Below are 16,214 nucleotides of genomic sequence, written 5' to 3'. Positions count from 1 at the left end.
GCGCAGCGGCGGGCTTCGCGTCAGCTGACCCGGTTCACCACCAGGTCGGCAAGTTCGGCGAGACGCTGTGCACGTGCGCCGAACGGTTTCAGCGCATCGTGCGCTTCGGCACGCAGCTGGGCCGCGAGCTCACGCGACGCGTCGAGGCCGAGGATCGATACGTAGGTCGGCTTGTCGTTCGCCGCGTCCTTGCCAGCCGTCTTGCCGAGCGTCGCCGAATCGGTCGTGACGTCGAGAATGTCGTCGACGACCTGGAACGCCAGACCCACGGCACCCGCGTACACGTCGAGCGCGGCCATCGCTTCCGCCGACGGCGTGTCGCCGGCCAGCGCGCCCATCCGCACGGCGGCACGCAGCAGCGCACCCGTCTTCATCCGGTGCATCGTCTCGAGCTGTTCGCGCGTCAGCTTGAGGCCGACGCTCGCCAGGTCGATCGCTTGCCCGCCGGCCATGCCGATCGAGCCGCTCGCAAGCGCCAGCTCGCGCACGAGCGCGGCCTGCTGCACCGGCGACAGCGCCGCGGCGTCGGTCAGCGCGACGAATGCCTGCGACTGCAGCGCATCGCCGACCAGCAGCGCAGTCGGCTCGTCGTACTGCACGTGCACGGTCGGCTTGCCGCGTCGCAGCGCGTCGTCGTCCATGCACGGCATGTCGTCGTGCACGAGCGAGTACACGTGGATCATCTCCAGCGCCGCCGCCGCTGCGTTGCGCGCCGCTTCGGTCGCGCCGGTCAGTTCGCCTGCTGCATGGCACAGCAGCGGGCGAACGCGTTTGCCGCCGCCAAGGACCGCGTAGCGCATCGCTTCGTGAAGTTGCGTGGGCACCACATTATCAGCCGGCAAATATTGGCCGAGTGCGTCCTCGACACGGTCGAGCACGGACCGCATCCATTGTTCGAATGTCATAGATCGTCGTCTTCGCCGTCCGTGGCGGCCGTTCCGGACGAAAGCGGCTTCAGCGTCGCGCCGTCGAGCACGCGAACCTGCTGCTCCACTTTCTCGAGCTGCTGTTGGCAAAACGCAACGAGGGTCGCACCGCGGCGATACGCCGCCAGCGAATCCTCGAGGCTCAACGCGCCGCCTTCCATCCGGGCAACCAGCGTCTCGAGTTCCGCGAGCGCCATCTCATAATTGTCCGGCAACGGTTCGGCGCCATTGCCGGGCGGCGTGGCGCCTGGGGATGCGGTTTTCGCCATGGACGAGGGTGTCAAATTTCAAAACAAGTCGGACATTCTACGGCAAAAGAGAATTCTCCGATCTGCCGACGTGGGCAGTCGCGCACATCTTCCGGCCCCATCTTCGACACGCGAGGTGCGCACCCCGATTGCCTCCGGACAAAAAATTGACACAAATCAGGCACTTAATCCTAGCCTTGCGGGGCGAACCGGGTATAATTCCACGTTTCCCTAAATCGATTTTTCGATGGTTGGGTTGTTCACTGCTTTCACGCTAACACCGGGAGTGGGAATGTCCAATCTGAGCGATGCGCTTCAGTTGAAGTCGGCTCACAGCCAGCTTCCAGTCACTGCCTATTTCGATGAGTCGCTCCTTGAGCGCGAGATCGAAACCCTCTTCAAGAAAGGACCTCGTTACGTCGGGCACGAATTGATGGTGCCCGAGGCGGGGGATTATTTTGCGCTGCCTTCCGAGAACGAAGGCCGCGTGCTGGTCCGCAACCAGGCGAACCAGATCGAACTGCTGTCGAACGTGTGCCGTCACCGCCAGGCGATCATGCTGAACGGGCGCGGCCATGCGCAGAACATCGTGTGTCCGCTGCACCGCTGGACGTACGATCTGGAAGGCCAGTTGCTCGGCGCGCCGCACTTCCCCGACAAGCCGTGCCTGAACCTCGGCAAGAGCCCGCTGCAGAACTGGCAGGGGCTGCTGTTCGAGGCCGAGGGCCGCAACGTCGCGCGCGATCTCGCGAATCTCGGCACGAAGCATCACTTCGACTTCTCCGAGTATCAGTTCGATCACGTCGAAGTGCACGAGTGCGACTACAACTGGAAGACGTTCATCGAGGTCTACCTCGAGGATTATCACGTCGTCCCGTTCCACCCGGGCCTCGGCAGCTTCGTGTCGTGCGACGATCTCAAATGGGAGTTCGGCGACTGGTACAGCGTGCAGACGGTCGGCGTGCACAACGCGCTCGCGAAACCGGGCAGCACGACCTACCAGAAGTGGCACGAGCAGGTGCTCAAGTTCCGCAACGGCGTGCCGCCGGAATTCGGCGCGATCTGGATGGTCTACTACCCGGGCCTGATGATCGAGTGGTATCCGCACGTGCTCGTCGTGTCGTGGCTGATTCCGCGCGGCCCGCAGAAGACGACCAACATCGTCGAATTCTATTACCCCGAGGAAATCGCGCTGTTCGAGCGCGAGTTCGTCGAGGCCGAGCGCGCCGCCTATATGGAGACGGCCGTCGAGGACGACGAAATCGCGATGCGCATGGACGCAGGCCGCCGCGCACTGATGGCGCGCGGTGAATCGCAGGTCGGCCCGTACCAGAGCCCGATGGAAGACGGCATGCAGCACTTCCACGAGTTCCTGCGCCGCCATCTCGGCGACCTCTGATCGTCCGCGCGGCGCGCGAGCGCCGCATCGCATGCGGCATATGAAAAGACGGGTTTCGGCCCGTCTTTTTTTGTTTAGACTTGGAGTATCGGGCCGTTTGCACTCCAGGGAGCCGTCATGCCACATACCCACTACACCACGCTCATCTCCGCCGCCAATCTCGCCGAGCGTCTGGCCGCGGCGCCGGGCAGCGTCGCCGTGTTCGACTGCCGCTTCGACCTCGTCGATCCGGCCGCAGGCGAAGCGGCCTATGCGGCCGGCCACCTCCCCGGTGCGCAGTATCTGCATCTCGACCGCGATCTGTCCGGCCGCAAGACCGGCACCAACGGCCGCCATCCGCTGCCGACCCGCGACGCATTCGCGACGCTGATGGCGTCCCGCGGCGTCAGGCAGGGCCAGCAGGTCGTCGCCTACGACGCACAAGGCGGCGCCTATGCGGCGCGGCTATGGTGGCTGCTGCGCTGGCTCGGACACGATTCCGTCGCGGTGCTCGACGGCGGCCTGCAGGCATGGGAAGCGGCCGGCCAGCCGCTGACCACCGATGTGCCGCATCCGGCCGCAGGCGATTTCCGCGCGACGACTCCGCTCGAATCGACGGTCGACGCGGCAGCCGTGCTCGCGAACGTGACGTCGGGCAAGCGCGTCGTGATCGATGCCCGCGCACCGGATCGCTATCGCGGCGAAAACGAAACGATCGATCGTGTCGGCGGCCACATTCCCGGCGCACGTAACCGGTTCTTCAAGGACAATCTGACCGCCGACGGCCGCTTCAAGACCGGCCATGAACTGCGCGAGACCTTCACCACGCTGCTGGCCGGCACCGAACCGAACAGTGTGATCCTGCAATGCGGATCCGGCGTGACCGCATGCCACAATGCGCTCGCACTCGAAATCGCGGGGCTGCATGGCGCGTCGCTGTATCCGGGCTCGTGGAGCGAGTGGAGCGCCGATCCGTCGCGGCCGATCGCGACCGGCCCGAACCCGTAAACACCTGCGCGGCGTGACGGCAAAGCGGCGGCATCTGCCGCCGCTTCGTCGTTTACATCACGCCGTATTTGTGGAACCACTCGATCGCGCGCTTCCAGCCGTCCTCCGCATCGCCCTTCACGTAACTCGGCCGATAGTCTGCAAAGAACGCGTGACCGGCATCCGGATACACGACGATCTCCGATTCGCGCGCGAGCTTCGAATCGCTCGCCTGGATCGCCTTGCGCATGTCCGCGAGCGACGCCTGCGTGATGTTCGTGTCCTTCTCGCCGTACAGCCCGAGCACCGGCACCTTCAGCAGCGACGCATGATCGACCGGATTGAACGGCGTCATCTCGTCGGTCTTGCCCTCGACGAAGCCATACCACGCGACGGCCGCGCGCACGTGCGGATTGTGCTCCGCATACAGCCATGCCTGGCGGCCGCCCCAGCAGAAACCCGTCACGCCGAGACGCGACAGATCGCCGCCGTTCTTGCCGGCCCACGCGACGGTCGCATCGAGATCCTCGGTGACCTGCCGGTCGGGCACCTTGCTGATGATGTTGTCGTACAGCTCCTTCATCGTCGGATACTTCGACGCATTGCCCTGCCGCGCGAACAGGTCGGGCGCGATCGCCAGATAGCCGAGCTTCGCAAAGCGACGGCAGACGTCGGCGATATGCGCATGCACGCCGAAGATCTCGTGGATCACGATGACGACCGGCAGGTTCGTCTTGTCGACCGGTTGCGCGCGATACGCGGGGATGCTGGCGTCGCCCGAGCGAATCTGGATGGTGTCGACGTCCAGGCCGGTGCTGTCGGTCGTGATCGTCTGCGCCGACACGGGCAGCACGGCCGCCGCGAAGGTACCGCCCAGCGCGGCCTGCATGAACTTGCGGCGCGAGAACGGAACGTGGGGAACCAGGCTGTCGACTTCGGGTTTCAACATGAATGCACTCCTCGATTGAGCGCTGCCGCCACGGCCGGGGCTCGGCCCGGCTTCACGCCGGCGGACAGCGCGGATGTCGCGGCGGTTGGCACCCCGCCGCAAGCGGAAACCCGGACAAGATGCCCAATAATCCGTTGTCGCGTCAACTGTCAGATGTGTAAGACTCGATTACGACGATGTAATGCAGCGGCATCCGACGGTATCGATCATCGCGATGCAGCCGGCCCAGTGCGCGAGCTCGCGATCGCCCGCATTTGAAACGACAACGGGCAGGAAACGCGCGCTGCGTGTTCCCTGCCCGTCCGAAGTACACGTAAGTGCGCGTCAGTGCAGCTTGACGCGAGGCAGCGTCGTGCGGCGCAACCAGTGCGCGACCGTATCGAGCATCATGCGCGGATAGCCGTGCAGCGCCGCGATGTGCAGCCGGTACAGCGACATGTACATGAAGCGCGCGAACAGCCCTTCGATCAGCATGTTGCCGCCGATCAGCCCGCCCATCAGGTTGCCGACCGCGCTGAAGTGACCCAGCGACACGAGCGAACCGAAATCGCGATAGGTGAACTCCGGCAGCTGACGTCCGTCAAGCCGGCAGCCGATCGCCTTCAGCAGGAAACTCGCCTGCTGGTGCGCGGCCTGCGCGCGCGGCGGCACGTTGCGCTCGTTGCCGGGCCATACGCATGCCGCGCAATCGCCGAGTGCGAAGATGTTGTCGTCGGTGAAGGTTTGCAGCGTGCGGCGCACGTCGAGCTGGCCGAGCTTGTTGACCTGCAGGCCATCGAGATTCGACAGCACGGACGGCGCCTTGATGCCGGCCGCCCAGACGGTAAGATCCGCGCGCACCGTCTTGCCGCTCGCGGTGTGCACGAAACCGGGCGCAACCTCGGTCACGCGCTCGGCGAGCATCAATCGCACGCCGAGTTTTTCGAGCAGCTCGGCCGTTGCGGTCGACACGCGCTCCTGCAGCGCGGGAAGAATTCGCGGCCCCGATTCGATCAGCACGATGCCGACGTCGTGTTGCGGGTCGAGCTTGTGCAACCCGTAGACGGACAGCACCTGCGCGGTGTTGCGCAGTTCCGCGGACAGCTCGACGCCCGTCGCACCGCCGCCGACGATCACTACCTGGATGCGCGGCTCGTCCGCCGCTCCCGGCGCGGGCTGCGCCGGCGCCTGGTGCTCGGCGCGCATGCATGCGGCGATCAGGCGCTTGCGGAAGCGCTCGGCCTCGCCGACCGTATCGAGCGCGATCGCGTTTTCGGCCGCGCCCTGCACGCCGAAGAAATGCGTCGTGCTGCCGATCGCGATCACGAGCGTGTCGTATTCGAGGTCACGCGCCGGCAGCAATTCCGCGCCGTCGCTGTCGTTGACCGGCGACAACGTGATGCGCTTCGCCGCGCGATCGAGCGATGTCAGTTCGCCCTGCTGAAACTCGAAGCCATGCCAGCGCGCCTGCGCCGCGTATTCGAGTTCCTGCGTGAACGGGTCCATGCTGCCGGCCGCGACCTCGTGCAGCAATGGCTTCCAGATGTGGGTCGGATTGCGGTCGACGAGCGTGACGAGCGCACGCGCGGGACGATTGCCACGCGCGCCGTAACGGTCGCCGAGCCGCGTCGCCAGTTCCAGGCCACCCGCGCCTCCCCCTACGATGATGATCCGATGCATCCGATTCCCCCTTTGCGATTCGAAACTGCTGCCGCCGGACGATGCAGACGCGATGCGTACGCGCCGCCCGTTGGATTAACCGGTTCGGACATCATCGATGTGCAGTTCGAAACACTTCGATGCGCCGATCCCGGAACGCGGGGCGCGCTGCCCCCGCGACAATGACTGACTGACATGCATTGTCCGGGAGCTTGCGCGTTGACCACAAGCAAACCATCTCGATATTCGGCATCCCTGCAACAATATGCCGCGGGAAGCGGGAATCACGCGGGGTGCGTCAGTGTGCCTCTTCCCAGTTCGCGCCGGCACCGACTTCAGCGACGAGCGGCACCTTCAGCTTCGCCACGCCGCACATCATTTCCGGCAGTTTCTGGCGCACGAGCGACAGTTCGTCGTCGGGCACCTCGAGCACCAGTTCGTCGTGTACCTGCATGATCATCCGCGACGCGAGCCGGTCGCGCGTGAGCCAGTCGTCCACCGCGATCATCGACAGCTTGATCAGGTCGGCCGCCGTGCCCTGCATCGGTGCATTGATGGCCGCACGTTCGGCTGCCTGACGGCGCGGGCCGTTGCCGCCGTTGATCTCCGGCAGCCACAGGCGGCGGCCGAAAACGGTTTCGACGTAGCCCTTTTCCTTCGCCGCCGCGCGCGTGTCCTCCATGTACTGCGCGACGCCCGGGTAGCGCGCGAAATAGCGGTCGATGTACAGCTTCGCCGCATCGCGCGTGATGCCGAGGTTCGACGCGAGGCCGAACGCGCTCATCCCGTAGATCAGCCCGAAGTTGATCACCTTCGCAATGCGGCGCTGATCGGAATTGACCTCCAGCGGCGTCACGCCGAACACTTCGGCGGCAGTTGCGCGGTGGATGTCCTCGCCCTGCGAGAACGCGCGCAGCAGCGACGCGTCGCCGGAAATGTGCGCCATGATCCGCAGTTCGATCTGCGAATAGTCGGCCGACACGATGCGGTGGCCCGGCGACGCGATGAACGCCTCGCGGATCCGCCGGCCCTCGGCCGTGCGCACCGGAATGTTCTGAAGATTGGGATCGTTCGACGCAAGGCGGCCCGTGACCGCGACCGCTTGCGCGTAGTTCGTGTGCACGCGGCCCGTGGCGGGATTCACCATGCGCGGCAGCTTGTCGGTGTAGGTCGACTTCAGCTTCGACAACCCGCGATGCTCGAGCAGCAGCTTCGGCAGCGGATAATCCTCGGCCAGCTTCTGCAGCACTTCCTCGTCGGTCGACGGCGCGCCGCTCGGCGTCTTCTTCACGACCGGCAATTGCAGCTTCTCGAAGAAGATCTGTCCGATCTGCTTCGGCGAGCCGAGATTGAATTCGCCGCCGGCCAGTTCGTACGCCTGTCCTTCGAGCTCGATGAGACGCGTCGCGATCTCGCTGCTCTGCGCCTGCAGAAGTGCGTCGTCGATCAGCACGCCGGTGCGCTCCATCTTGCGCAGCACGAGCGACACCGGCATCTCGATCTCGCGATACACGCGCTCGAGGCCCGGTTCGCGCGCGACCTGCGGATACAGCGCATGATGAAGCTGCAGCGTGATGTCCGCATCTTCGGCCGCGTAGGCGGCGGCCTGGTCGAGCGCCACCTCGTCGAAGCCGATCTGCTTCGCGCCCTTGCCGGCCACGTCTTCGTACTTGATCGTCTTGACGCCCAGATGACGCAGCGCGAGGCTGTCCATGTCGTGCGTGCGATGCGATTCGAGCACGTACGATTCGAGCAGCGTGTCGTGCTCGATGCCGTTCAGCGCGATGTCGTAGTTCGCGAGCACCTGCGCGTCGTACTTCAGGTGCTGGCCCACTTTCTTGCGGTCGGCCGATTCGAGCCACGGCTTCAGGCGCGCGAGCACGTCGCCGATCGGCAACTGCTCGGGCAGATCGGGGCCGCGGTGCGCGACCGGAAGATACGCGGCCTTGCCGGGCTCGATCGAGAACGACAGGCCGACGAGCCGCGCGGTCATCGGATCGAGCGACGTGGTCTCGGTATCGAACGCGGTCAGTGCGGCCGCATCGATCTTCGCGAACCATGCATCGAACTGTTCCCAGGTCTGGATCGTGTCGTATTCGCGGACGATGTCCGCGGCCACCATCGGCGCCGGATCGCCTTCCGGCGCATCGGCGCCGCCGCCTTCCGCGGGCGCGCTGTCGACTTCGCGCAGCCACGTCTTGAAGCCGTAGCGCGCGAAGATGTCGCGCAACAGGTCGCGCGCTTCGCCATCGCTCTTGAGCGACGCTTCGATCGATTCGAGATGCGGTGCGAGATCGCAGGCCGTGTCGACCGTCACGAGCTTGCGGCCGAGCGGCAGGAAATCGAGCGCGCGGCGCAGGTTGTCACCAACCACGCCCTTGATCTCGCCCGCGTGTTCGATCACGCCGTCGAGACTGTCGTATTGCGACAGCCACTTCACGGCCGTCTTCGGCCCGCACTTCTCGACGCCGGGCACGTTGTCGACGGTGTCGCCGATCAGTGCGAGGTAGTCGATGATCCGCTCGGGCGGCACGCCGAACTTCTCGATCACGCCGGCGCGATCGAGCGTCTCGTTGGTCATCGTGTTGACGAGCGTGACGCGATCGGTGACGAGCTGCGCGAGGTCCTTGTCGCCGGTCGACACGATCACGTTCATCCCGTGCCGCTCGGCTTCGCGCGCGAGCGTGCCGATCACGTCGTCGGCCTCGACGCCCTCGACCATCAGCAGCGGCCAGCCGAGCGCGCGCACCGCGCCGTGAATCGGCTCGACCTGCAGCGCAAGATCGGGCGGCATCGACGGACGGTTTGCCTTATAGTCGGCATAAAGGTCGTCGCGGAACGTCTTGCCCTTTGCATCGAACACGCAAGCGCTATACTCTGCACTGACCTCCTTGCGCATACGGCGCAGCATGTTGATGATTCCGTAGAGCGCTCCGGTCGGCTCCCCGCCAGGGCCACGCAAATCAGGCATCGCATGGTAAGCCCGATACAGATAGCTCGAACCGTCAACCAATAGCAGGGTCTTACCTTCCAGATTTCGTTCTTCAGGCATTATGAACAAGAGAAAAGTGATTCCGAGTCTGCGTTCGCTCGCAGATCAAGAACGCGCGACGGCCAAGAAGGCGCGCGCATCGTGGCAGATGTTCACGATTATGGCAGAGTTTATCGAGGCGACCGAGTACCTGTCGGAGATCCGCCCGGCCGTCAGCATCTACGGTTCTGCCCGTCTCAAGCCCGACACGCCGCACTACAAGCTGGCCGTGCAGATCGCGCGCAAGCTGTCCGATGCCGGCTTCGCGGTGATCTCCGGCGGCGGCCCCGGCATCATGGAAGCCGCGAACAAGGGCGCGCACGCCGGCAAGGCGCCGTCGGTCGGCCTGAACATCGAGTTGCCGCACGAGCAGGCGGGCAACCACTATCAGGACATCTCGCTGCGCTTCCGTCACTTCTTCACGCGCAAGGTCACGTTCGTGAAGAACTCCGACGCGGTGATCGTGATGCCGGGCGGCTTCGGCACGCTCGACGAACTCTCCGAGGTGCTCACGCTGATCCAGACGAAGAAATCGCGCCTCGTGCCGATCATTCTCGTCGGCAGCGAATTCTGGCAGGGGTTGTTGCAATGGTTCCGCGATCAGCTGATTCCGAACGGCCTCATCAATCCGGAAGACATGAACCTGATGCAGGTGATCGACGATCCTGACCAGGTGCTCGACGCCGTGCTCGCGTTCTACGAGGACAGCGGCGAGGAAGAAGGCGCGGACGGCGAAGATCATCCGCCGCGGCCCGAAGAAGACCGCATGTTCTATCTGTAACTCGATCGGTGCGATGGCCGGCCTCATGGCCGGTTATCCCGTCTCCCGCGCGGCAGGCACGGCAATTCCGCCACCTGGCGCGCGTCATTTTGTAACGCCGTATTAATTCCGCCGCCAGCCGCGCGCCGCCCGAATGTCAAATCCGGGCAGCCTGCATCGCGCGATGCGATCGACGCTCCGGATGCTCGGCCCGGCATTGTCAAATCATGCGACGTGTCGTCGATCCCGGCCGGCGTGCACGACGTCAATCCTCCGTAACAAACCCGTATCGCATTTTCCGCGCCGCGCCTGCACACTGCATGTCGTCGGCGTGGCGTCCCCCCGGTGGAACGATCCCCCTCGCGTCCATCGCGTCGCGCCGGCCTTTTGACAACGACATCACGGAAAACAACATGAAACGCTCGCTGATCGCCCTCGCCTTCGCCGGCCTCGGCCTTTCGCTGTCCGGCCTCGCCCACGCTGTCAACGTCGACGTCAACATCGGCACGCCCGCACCGGTCGTGGTCGCACCCGCGCCTGTCGTGGTCGCACCGGCGCCTGCGATCGTGGTCGGCTGGCACGGCGACCGTTACTGGGACGGCCGCCGTTACTGGGAGCGTCGCGAGTGGGAAGATCATGAGCGCCATCGCGGGCACGGCGGCTACCATTGCCCGCCGGGACATGCGAAGAAGGGCGAGTGCTGAGCATCCGGGTGCGCGGTCTGTCTAGGCCGCGCATCGCAGGACAATGAACAAGGCCGCACGTGAACGAACGTTCGCGTGCGGCCTTTGTCGTTACGCCGCGCGGCTTGCGCGGCGTTTGCATCACTGAAACGCCACTTCGGCGAAGCTGCGCAGTTTCCGACTATGCAGCTTGTCGAGCCCGTTCGTGCGCAGAATCTCCATCGCCTTCACGCCGATCTGCAGATGTTGGTCGACCTGCCCGCGATAGAACGTGTCGGCCATGCCCGGCAGCTTCAACTCGCCGTGCAGCGGCTTGTCCGACACGCACAGCAGCGTGCCGTACGGCACGCGGAAACGGAAACCGTTCGCGGCGATCGTCGCACTTTCCATGTCGAGCGCGATTGCGCGGCTCTGCGACAGCCGCTGCACCGGCTCGCGGTGATCGCGCAGTTCCCAGTTGCGGTTGTCGACGCTCGCGACCGTGCCCGTGCGCATCACGCGCTTCAGTTCGGCGCCGTCGAGCTGCGTCACTTCGGCGACGGCGCGCTCGAGCGCGAGCTGCACTTCGGCGAGCGCCGGGATCGGCACCCACAGCGGCAAGTCCGCATCCAGCACGTGATCCTCGCGCACGTAACCGTGCGCGAGCACGTAGTCGCCGAGGCGCTGCGTGTTGCGCAGGCCCGCGCAGTGACCGAGCATCACCCATGCGTGCGGACGCAGCACCGCGATGTGATCGGTGATCGTCTTCGCATTCGACGGACCGACGCCGATGTTGACCATCGTGATCCCGCTGCCGTCCGCGCGCTTCAGGTGATAAGCGGGCATCTGCGGCAGCCGTGGCGGCGCGGCGCCCTCGGCCGGCTCGCTGCCAAGGTTCGCGTTGTACGTGATGACGTCGCCCGGCTCGACGAACGAACTGTACTGGCTGCGATACGCGCGCACGTCCGGATCGTCGCTTTCCGTCATCAGCGTGCGGCCGAGCTTCACGAATTCGTCGATATAGAACTGGTAGTTCGTGTAGAGCACGTAATTCTGGAAATGCGTGGGCGACGTCGCCGTGTAATGACGCAGCCGGTGCAGCGAGAAGTCGACGCGCGCGGCCGTGAACAGCGCGAGCGGATGCGGCTCGCCCGGCGCCGGTTCGAAGGTGCCGTTGACGATGCGGTCGTCGAGGTACGACAGATCGGGGGTGTCGAAGATGTCGCGCATCGCGAGCAGGCGGTCGCGGTCGAGTTCGCCTTCGAGATGGATGCCTTCGGGGAACGCGAAGTGAACCGGAATCGGCTGCGACGACACGCCGATCTCGATCTTCACATGATGGTTCTTCGACAGCAGGCGCAGTTGCTCGCGATAGTAGTTCGCGAACAGGTCGGGACGCGTGACGGTCGTCTCGAACACGCCGGGGCCCGCGACGAAGCCGTAAGAACGGCGCGAATCGACGTGCGTGTTGACGTCGGTGCGGATCCGCACGAACGGATAGCACGCGCGCACGTGCTCGGTGATCGGCTCATGGCGGCGGTATCGCGCGAAGGCGTCGCGCAGGAAGCCCGTATTGGTATCGTAGATGGCCGACAGCCGCGCGACGGCGGCAACGGAATCGTCGAATGCTTCGACGGGCGGGCTCTCGGGCGTCAGCACCCGATGCCGGCGGCTCAAATCGTTCTTCATTTTCATCACCTCGTCTGATCGAACGACATTACCACGGAACCCGGTCACGCTCATGGCCGCCCGCTTGCACGCCGCGTGCACGCGAGGGCCGGGCCGCGCGCAGTATTTGCTAAAATCGGAAGGTTCACTGGAGACTCATCATGAAGCCGCTCATTCTCGTCGCCGCTGCCGCCATGCTTGCCGGCACGTTTGCCGCTGCCGGCGCCGCCTACGCCGCCGGCGGCACGCCCGACGCCGACGCGCAGGCCCGGGCCGAGGCCAACGAAGCCGCCGGCCTGCCCGATCTCCGCAAGATCAATCGCCCGGCCGCCGAAGTCACGTCGAAAGTCGACTTCGCCGACATCCGCCGCACGCCGAGCTTCCACGAAAAGAGCAAGAACGGCACCGAGGTCACCGAGTATCGCGATCGCGGCAAGCCGGTCGAGATCGACGTGAAGTCGAACTTCGGCACCCGCTACCAGATGAGCTCCACGCTCGACACGTCGCCGAAGCCGCACGACGCGGGGGTTCCGATCACGCGCCTGCCGTCGGTGAATCTGCGCTACTGATTTCCTGCCGCGCCGCGTCGATCCCGACGCGGCGCGCCGGCTTTCCCTTCATCTCCTGTCGCGCCGCACGCCGCGCGCGTGCCGACAACTGACCAGACGCATCTCGCATGGCCGTTTTCACCGCTGTTTCCGACTCCGATCTCGCGCAATGGATGCGCCACTACGAACTGGGCGACGTGCTGGCGTTCCGCGGCATCCCGTCCGGCATCGAAAACAGCAACTTCTTCCTGACGACGACGCGCGGCGAATACGTCCTCACGATCTTCGAAAAACTGACGGCGGAACAGCTGCCGTTCTACCTGGATCTGATGCGCCATCTGGCAAGCCACGGCGTGCCGGTACCGGACCCGGTGCCGCGCGACGACGGCGCGCTGTTCGGCGAACTGCACGGCAAGCCGGCGGCGATCGTCACGAAGCTCGACGGCGCCGCCGAACTCGCGCCGGGGGTCGAACACTGCATCGAGGTCGGGCAGATGCTCGCGCGCCTGCACCTCGCGGGGCGCGACTATGCGCGCTACCAGCCGAACCTGCGCAGCCTGCCGTGGTGGCAGGAAAACGTGCCGGCGATCGTCCCGTTCATTTCCGACGCGCAGCGCACGCTGCTCGAGAGCGAGCTCGCGCATCAGACCGCGTTCTTCTCGTCGGACGACTACGCGGCGCTGCCGAGCGGCCCGTGTCACTGCGACCTGTTCCGCGACAACGTGTTGTTCGCACACGCGGCGCCCGGCACCGGTCATGAAGTCCGCCTCGGCGGCTTCTTCGATTTCTATTTCGCGGGCTGCGACAAATGGCTGTTCGACGTCGCGGTGACCGTCAACGACTGGTGCGTCGACCTCGCGACGGGCGTGCTCGACGTCGCACGCGCGGACGCACTGCTGCGCGCGTATCAGACGGTCCGGCCGTTCACCGCCGAGGAGCGCCGCCACTGGAGCGACATGCTGCGCGCGGGCGCGTACCGGTTCTGGGTGTCGCGCCTGTACGACTTCTACCTGCCGCGTGCGGCGGAAATGCTCAAACCGCACGATCCCGGTCATTTCGAACGCATCCTGCGTGAGCGTATCGCCCACACGCCCGCGCTTCCCGAGACCCATACCGCATGCAACTGATCGAAGTACCCGCGAAAGCGGGCTATGTCTGGTTCCGACAGGGCATCTGGCTGTTCCGCCGGAACCCGCTCGCGTTCATCACGCTGTTTTTCACGTACCTGCTGGCGATCACGCTGGTGTCGATGGTGCCGGTGATCGGTGCGGCACTGCCGCTGCTGTTCATCCCCGGCATCGCCGTCGGCTTCATGGCCGCGTGCCGCGACACGGTGGCCGGCAAGCCGGTGATGCCGACGATCCTCATCGACGGCTTCCGCTCGTACGGCTCCGTGACGACGCAGCGGCTGCTCGTGCTCGGCGTGGTGTACGTGGCGCTGATGGTGCTGGTGTTCGCCGCGTCGTCCATCGTGGACGGCGGCGGGCTGCTCACGATGATGATGGGCGCGACGAACGAAACGGCTCCGACGCCGGAAGCGCTTGCCGCGCAAGGCACGCTCGGCGCGCTGCTGCTGGCGACGCTGCTTTACGCGCCGGTCGCGATGTTGTTCTGGTTCGCGCCGGTGCTCACCGCATGGCACGACATCCCGCCCGCCAAGGCGCTGTTCTTCAGCATCGTCAGCTGCTGGCGCAATCGCGGCGCATTCGTCGTGTACGGCCTGCTGTGGTTCGGCGTTGCGCTCGGCACGTCGTTCGGCCTGTCGCTGCTGCTGCAGGCGCTCGGCGCCGGCGCCTACGTGCTGACCATCATGATGCCGGTGACGATCATCATCGTCACGATGATGTACTGCTCGTTCTACGCGACCTATCGCGGCTGCTTCGGCGTGCAGGAACCCGGGGCCGCGACACCCGCGTCGGGCCGCTGACTCGGGCCATTGACGCAGCTCGGCCGGCGCACGCCGCCGGCCGACCCATCCTGCCTCCCCGCCCGCCCGGCGGGCAGATCTTCGTAGCGCCCCCTGTTCAATCGAATCCATTGCGCGCAAAATAATTTGCATGCAAATCGTTAGCGCGTGCGCCGCGCACTCGAATCATGGACCGCCTTCCCCCGCTGCCCCAAACGCTCGACGAGCAACTCTGCTTCGCGCTCTATTCGACTTCGCACGCGATGACGAAGACGTACAAGCCGCTGCTCGACAAGCTGTCGCTGACCTATCCCCAATATCTGGCGATGCTCGTGCTGTGGGAGCGTGACGACATCGCGGTGAAGGACATCGCCGCCCGCCTCGATCTCGACCCGGCCACCGTCACGCCGCTGCTGAAACGGCTCGAGGCGCTCGGCTACGTCGAGCGCGTGCGCAGCGCGACGGACGAACGCGTCGTGAACGTACGCGTGACGGCGGAAGGCCGTGCGTTGAGGCTCAAGGCACGCTCGGTGCCCGCCGATCTCTTTTGCGCGATGCAGCAAACGCCCGAATTCCTGGTCAGGCTGCGCGCGGATCTCCAGCAATTGCGCAACGCGTTGACGGCCGCCAACGAAGGCTGAAACGCGTCGATCGCGAATGAGCCCGGCAGTGCCGGGCTTTTTCTTCAAAATTTCATTTGCACGCAAATCATTTGTGTTCTATATTTCGTTCGTGGCCGGCGACAACCGTCCGACCGGGCCGCTTCCTACCACTCTTCCGACAGGAGCTGCACCATGAACATTCTGTACAAGACCAGCGCCACGAGCACGGGCGGCCGCGACGGCCGTGCGGTATCCGCAGACAACAAGCTGGAAGTGAAGCTGGCCGCGCCGCGCGAGCTCGGCGGCACGGGCGCGGAAGGCACGAACCCGGAGCAGTTGTTTGCCGCAGGTTACTCGGCCTGTTTCCTGAGCGCGATGAAGTTCGTCGCGGGCCAGAACAAGCAGACGCTGCCGGCCGACACGCAAGTCACCGCCGAAGTGGGTATCGGCCCGAACGACGCGGGCGGCTTCGGGCTCGACATCGAGCTGCGCGTATCGCTGCCGGGCCTCGACAAGGCCGACGCCCAGGCGCTGGTCGACAAGGCACACCACGTATGCCCGTACTCGAACGCGACGCGCAACAACGTGCCGGTGCGCCTGACGGTCGTCTGACGCGGCGCTCGGCGCGCGACGCCGAATGCAAAAAGGGCGTGTGCGGCTGCTTGCCGCACACGCCCTTTTGCGTGATTCGCCGGACCGGCCGGTGAGCCGGCCCGCGCTGCGCTGCTTAACGCGAGCCGAACGAGAACGGACGGTTCATCGCTGCTTCGCGATCGATCTTGCGCATGCGGAATTCGAGATCGTAGATGTCGGTTGCTTCGGCCAGGTAAGCGTCGGCGCGCTCTTTCGCGGCCTTTTCAGCGTTCTTGGTCAGCATCAGGAAGAGGTGGCTCAGCAGGTACATGTTCGAT

The 16,214-nt window shown here is 65.3% G+C and carries 16 protein-coding genes; 9 read left to right on the top strand and 7 right to left on the bottom strand.

Going from position 1 to position 16,214, the window contains the following annotated elements; translation table 11 throughout:
- Nucleotides 1–20 precede the first annotated feature (20 nt).
- Both HW466_RS17035 and HW466_RS17030 read right to left on the bottom strand, forming a co-directional pair.
- Nucleotides 21–905 carry a polyprenyl synthetase family protein gene (locus HW466_RS17035; protein ID WP_059793203.1) on the bottom strand — a complete coding sequence of 295 codons (885 nt, stop codon included), beginning with the start codon at nucleotides 903–905 and terminating at the stop codon, nucleotides 21–23.
- On the bottom strand, nucleotides 902–1,195 hold the full coding sequence (locus tag HW466_RS17030) for an exodeoxyribonuclease VII small subunit (RefSeq protein WP_059450751.1): 294 nt from the start codon (nucleotides 1,193–1,195) through the stop codon (nucleotides 902–904). The genes HW466_RS17035 and HW466_RS17030 overlap by 4 nt, the downstream gene beginning before the upstream one ends.
- Nucleotides 1,196–1,466: 271 nt before the next feature.
- On the opposite strand from HW466_RS17030, the gene HW466_RS17025 reads away from it, so the two are divergent.
- Nucleotides 1,467–2,573, top strand: a complete 1,107-nt coding sequence (locus HW466_RS17025) for an aromatic ring-hydroxylating oxygenase subunit alpha (protein WP_059503576.1) — start codon at nucleotides 1,467–1,469, stop codon at nucleotides 2,571–2,573.
- Nucleotides 2,574–2,690: 117 nt separating this feature from the next.
- Complete coding sequence (locus HW466_RS17020) at nucleotides 2,691–3,560, top strand: sulfurtransferase (protein WP_151003294.1); 870 nt, start codon at nucleotides 2,691–2,693, stop codon at nucleotides 3,558–3,560.
- A gap of 52 nt (nucleotides 3,561–3,612) precedes the next feature.
- On the opposite strand, the gene HW466_RS17015 is transcribed toward HW466_RS17020, so the two are convergent.
- The 3 genes from HW466_RS17015 to polA form a co-directional block, all read right to left on the bottom strand.
- Nucleotides 3,613–4,488 (bottom strand): dienelactone hydrolase family protein, encoded by an 876-nt coding sequence (locus HW466_RS17015; protein WP_059793204.1) that lies wholly within the window; start codon nucleotides 4,486–4,488, stop codon nucleotides 3,613–3,615.
- Between the two features lie 324 nt (nucleotides 4,489–4,812).
- Complete coding sequence (locus HW466_RS17010) at nucleotides 4,813–6,147, bottom strand: NAD(P)/FAD-dependent oxidoreductase (RefSeq protein WP_059503582.1); 1,335 nt, start codon at nucleotides 6,145–6,147, stop codon at nucleotides 4,813–4,815.
- Between the two features lie 277 nt (nucleotides 6,148–6,424).
- Nucleotides 6,425–9,178, bottom strand: a complete 2,754-nt coding sequence (gene polA / locus HW466_RS17005) for a DNA polymerase I (protein ID WP_151003292.1) — start codon at nucleotides 9,176–9,178, stop codon at nucleotides 6,425–6,427.
- A gap of 1 nt (nucleotide 9,179) precedes the next feature.
- Between polA and HW466_RS17000 the strand changes: the two genes are divergently transcribed.
- Nucleotides 9,180–9,938 (top strand): LOG family protein, encoded by a 759-nt coding sequence (locus HW466_RS17000; RefSeq protein WP_059503586.1) that lies wholly within the window; start codon nucleotides 9,180–9,182, stop codon nucleotides 9,936–9,938.
- Between the two features lie 392 nt (nucleotides 9,939–10,330).
- Complete coding sequence (locus tag HW466_RS16995) at nucleotides 10,331–10,621, top strand: hypothetical protein (protein WP_151003290.1); 291 nt, start codon at nucleotides 10,331–10,333, stop codon at nucleotides 10,619–10,621.
- A gap of 120 nt (nucleotides 10,622–10,741) precedes the next feature.
- On the opposite strand, the gene HW466_RS16990 is transcribed toward HW466_RS16995, so the two are convergent.
- The gene (locus HW466_RS16990) at nucleotides 10,742–12,268 is read right to left on the bottom strand and encodes an AMP nucleosidase (protein WP_059450866.1); all 1,527 of its coding nucleotides are present in this window, start codon (nucleotides 12,266–12,268) and stop codon (nucleotides 10,742–10,744) included.
- A gap of 140 nt (nucleotides 12,269–12,408) precedes the next feature.
- Here HW466_RS16990 and HW466_RS16985 point away from each other — a divergent pair, with 140 nt between their 5' ends.
- The 5 genes from HW466_RS16985 to HW466_RS16965 all read left to right on the top strand — a co-directional run bounded on the left by HW466_RS16985 (nucleotide 12,409) and on the right by HW466_RS16965 (nucleotide 15,915).
- The gene (locus tag HW466_RS16985) at nucleotides 12,409–12,816 is read left to right on the top strand and encodes a hypothetical protein (protein WP_059450743.1); all 408 of its coding nucleotides are present in this window, start codon (nucleotides 12,409–12,411) and stop codon (nucleotides 12,814–12,816) included.
- 107 nt (nucleotides 12,817–12,923) lie between these two features.
- On the top strand, nucleotides 12,924–13,922 hold the full coding sequence (locus HW466_RS16980; protein ID WP_151003288.1) for a homoserine kinase: 999 nt from the start codon (nucleotides 12,924–12,926) through the stop codon (nucleotides 13,920–13,922).
- On the top strand, nucleotides 13,913–14,722 hold the full coding sequence (locus HW466_RS16975) for a BPSS1780 family membrane protein (protein ID WP_151003286.1): 810 nt from the start codon (nucleotides 13,913–13,915) through the stop codon (nucleotides 14,720–14,722). The genes HW466_RS16980 and HW466_RS16975 overlap by 10 nt, the downstream gene beginning before the upstream one ends.
- A gap of 167 nt (nucleotides 14,723–14,889) precedes the next feature.
- Complete coding sequence (locus HW466_RS16970) at nucleotides 14,890–15,342, top strand: MarR family winged helix-turn-helix transcriptional regulator (RefSeq protein WP_059450740.1); 453 nt, start codon at nucleotides 14,890–14,892, stop codon at nucleotides 15,340–15,342.
- Nucleotides 15,343–15,495: 153 nt separating this feature from the next.
- Nucleotides 15,496–15,915 carry an organic hydroperoxide resistance protein gene (locus HW466_RS16965; protein WP_011658280.1) on the top strand — a complete coding sequence of 140 codons (420 nt, stop codon included), beginning with the start codon at nucleotides 15,496–15,498 and terminating at the stop codon, nucleotides 15,913–15,915.
- A gap of 115 nt (nucleotides 15,916–16,030) precedes the next feature.
- Here HW466_RS16965 and HW466_RS16960 read toward each other — a convergent pair whose 3' ends face one another.
- The gene (locus HW466_RS16960; protein ID WP_069228557.1) at nucleotides 16,031–16,207 is read right to left on the bottom strand and encodes a DUF3563 family protein; all 177 of its coding nucleotides are present in this window, start codon (nucleotides 16,205–16,207) and stop codon (nucleotides 16,031–16,033) included.
- Nucleotides 16,208–16,214 lie beyond the last annotated feature (7 nt).

The sequence above is a fragment of the Burkholderia territorii genome (assembly GCF_902833055.1).
Taxonomy (GTDB): domain Bacteria; phylum Pseudomonadota; class Gammaproteobacteria; order Burkholderiales; family Burkholderiaceae; genus Burkholderia; species Burkholderia territorii.
This window is presented reverse-complemented; position numbering and strand designations above follow the sequence as displayed.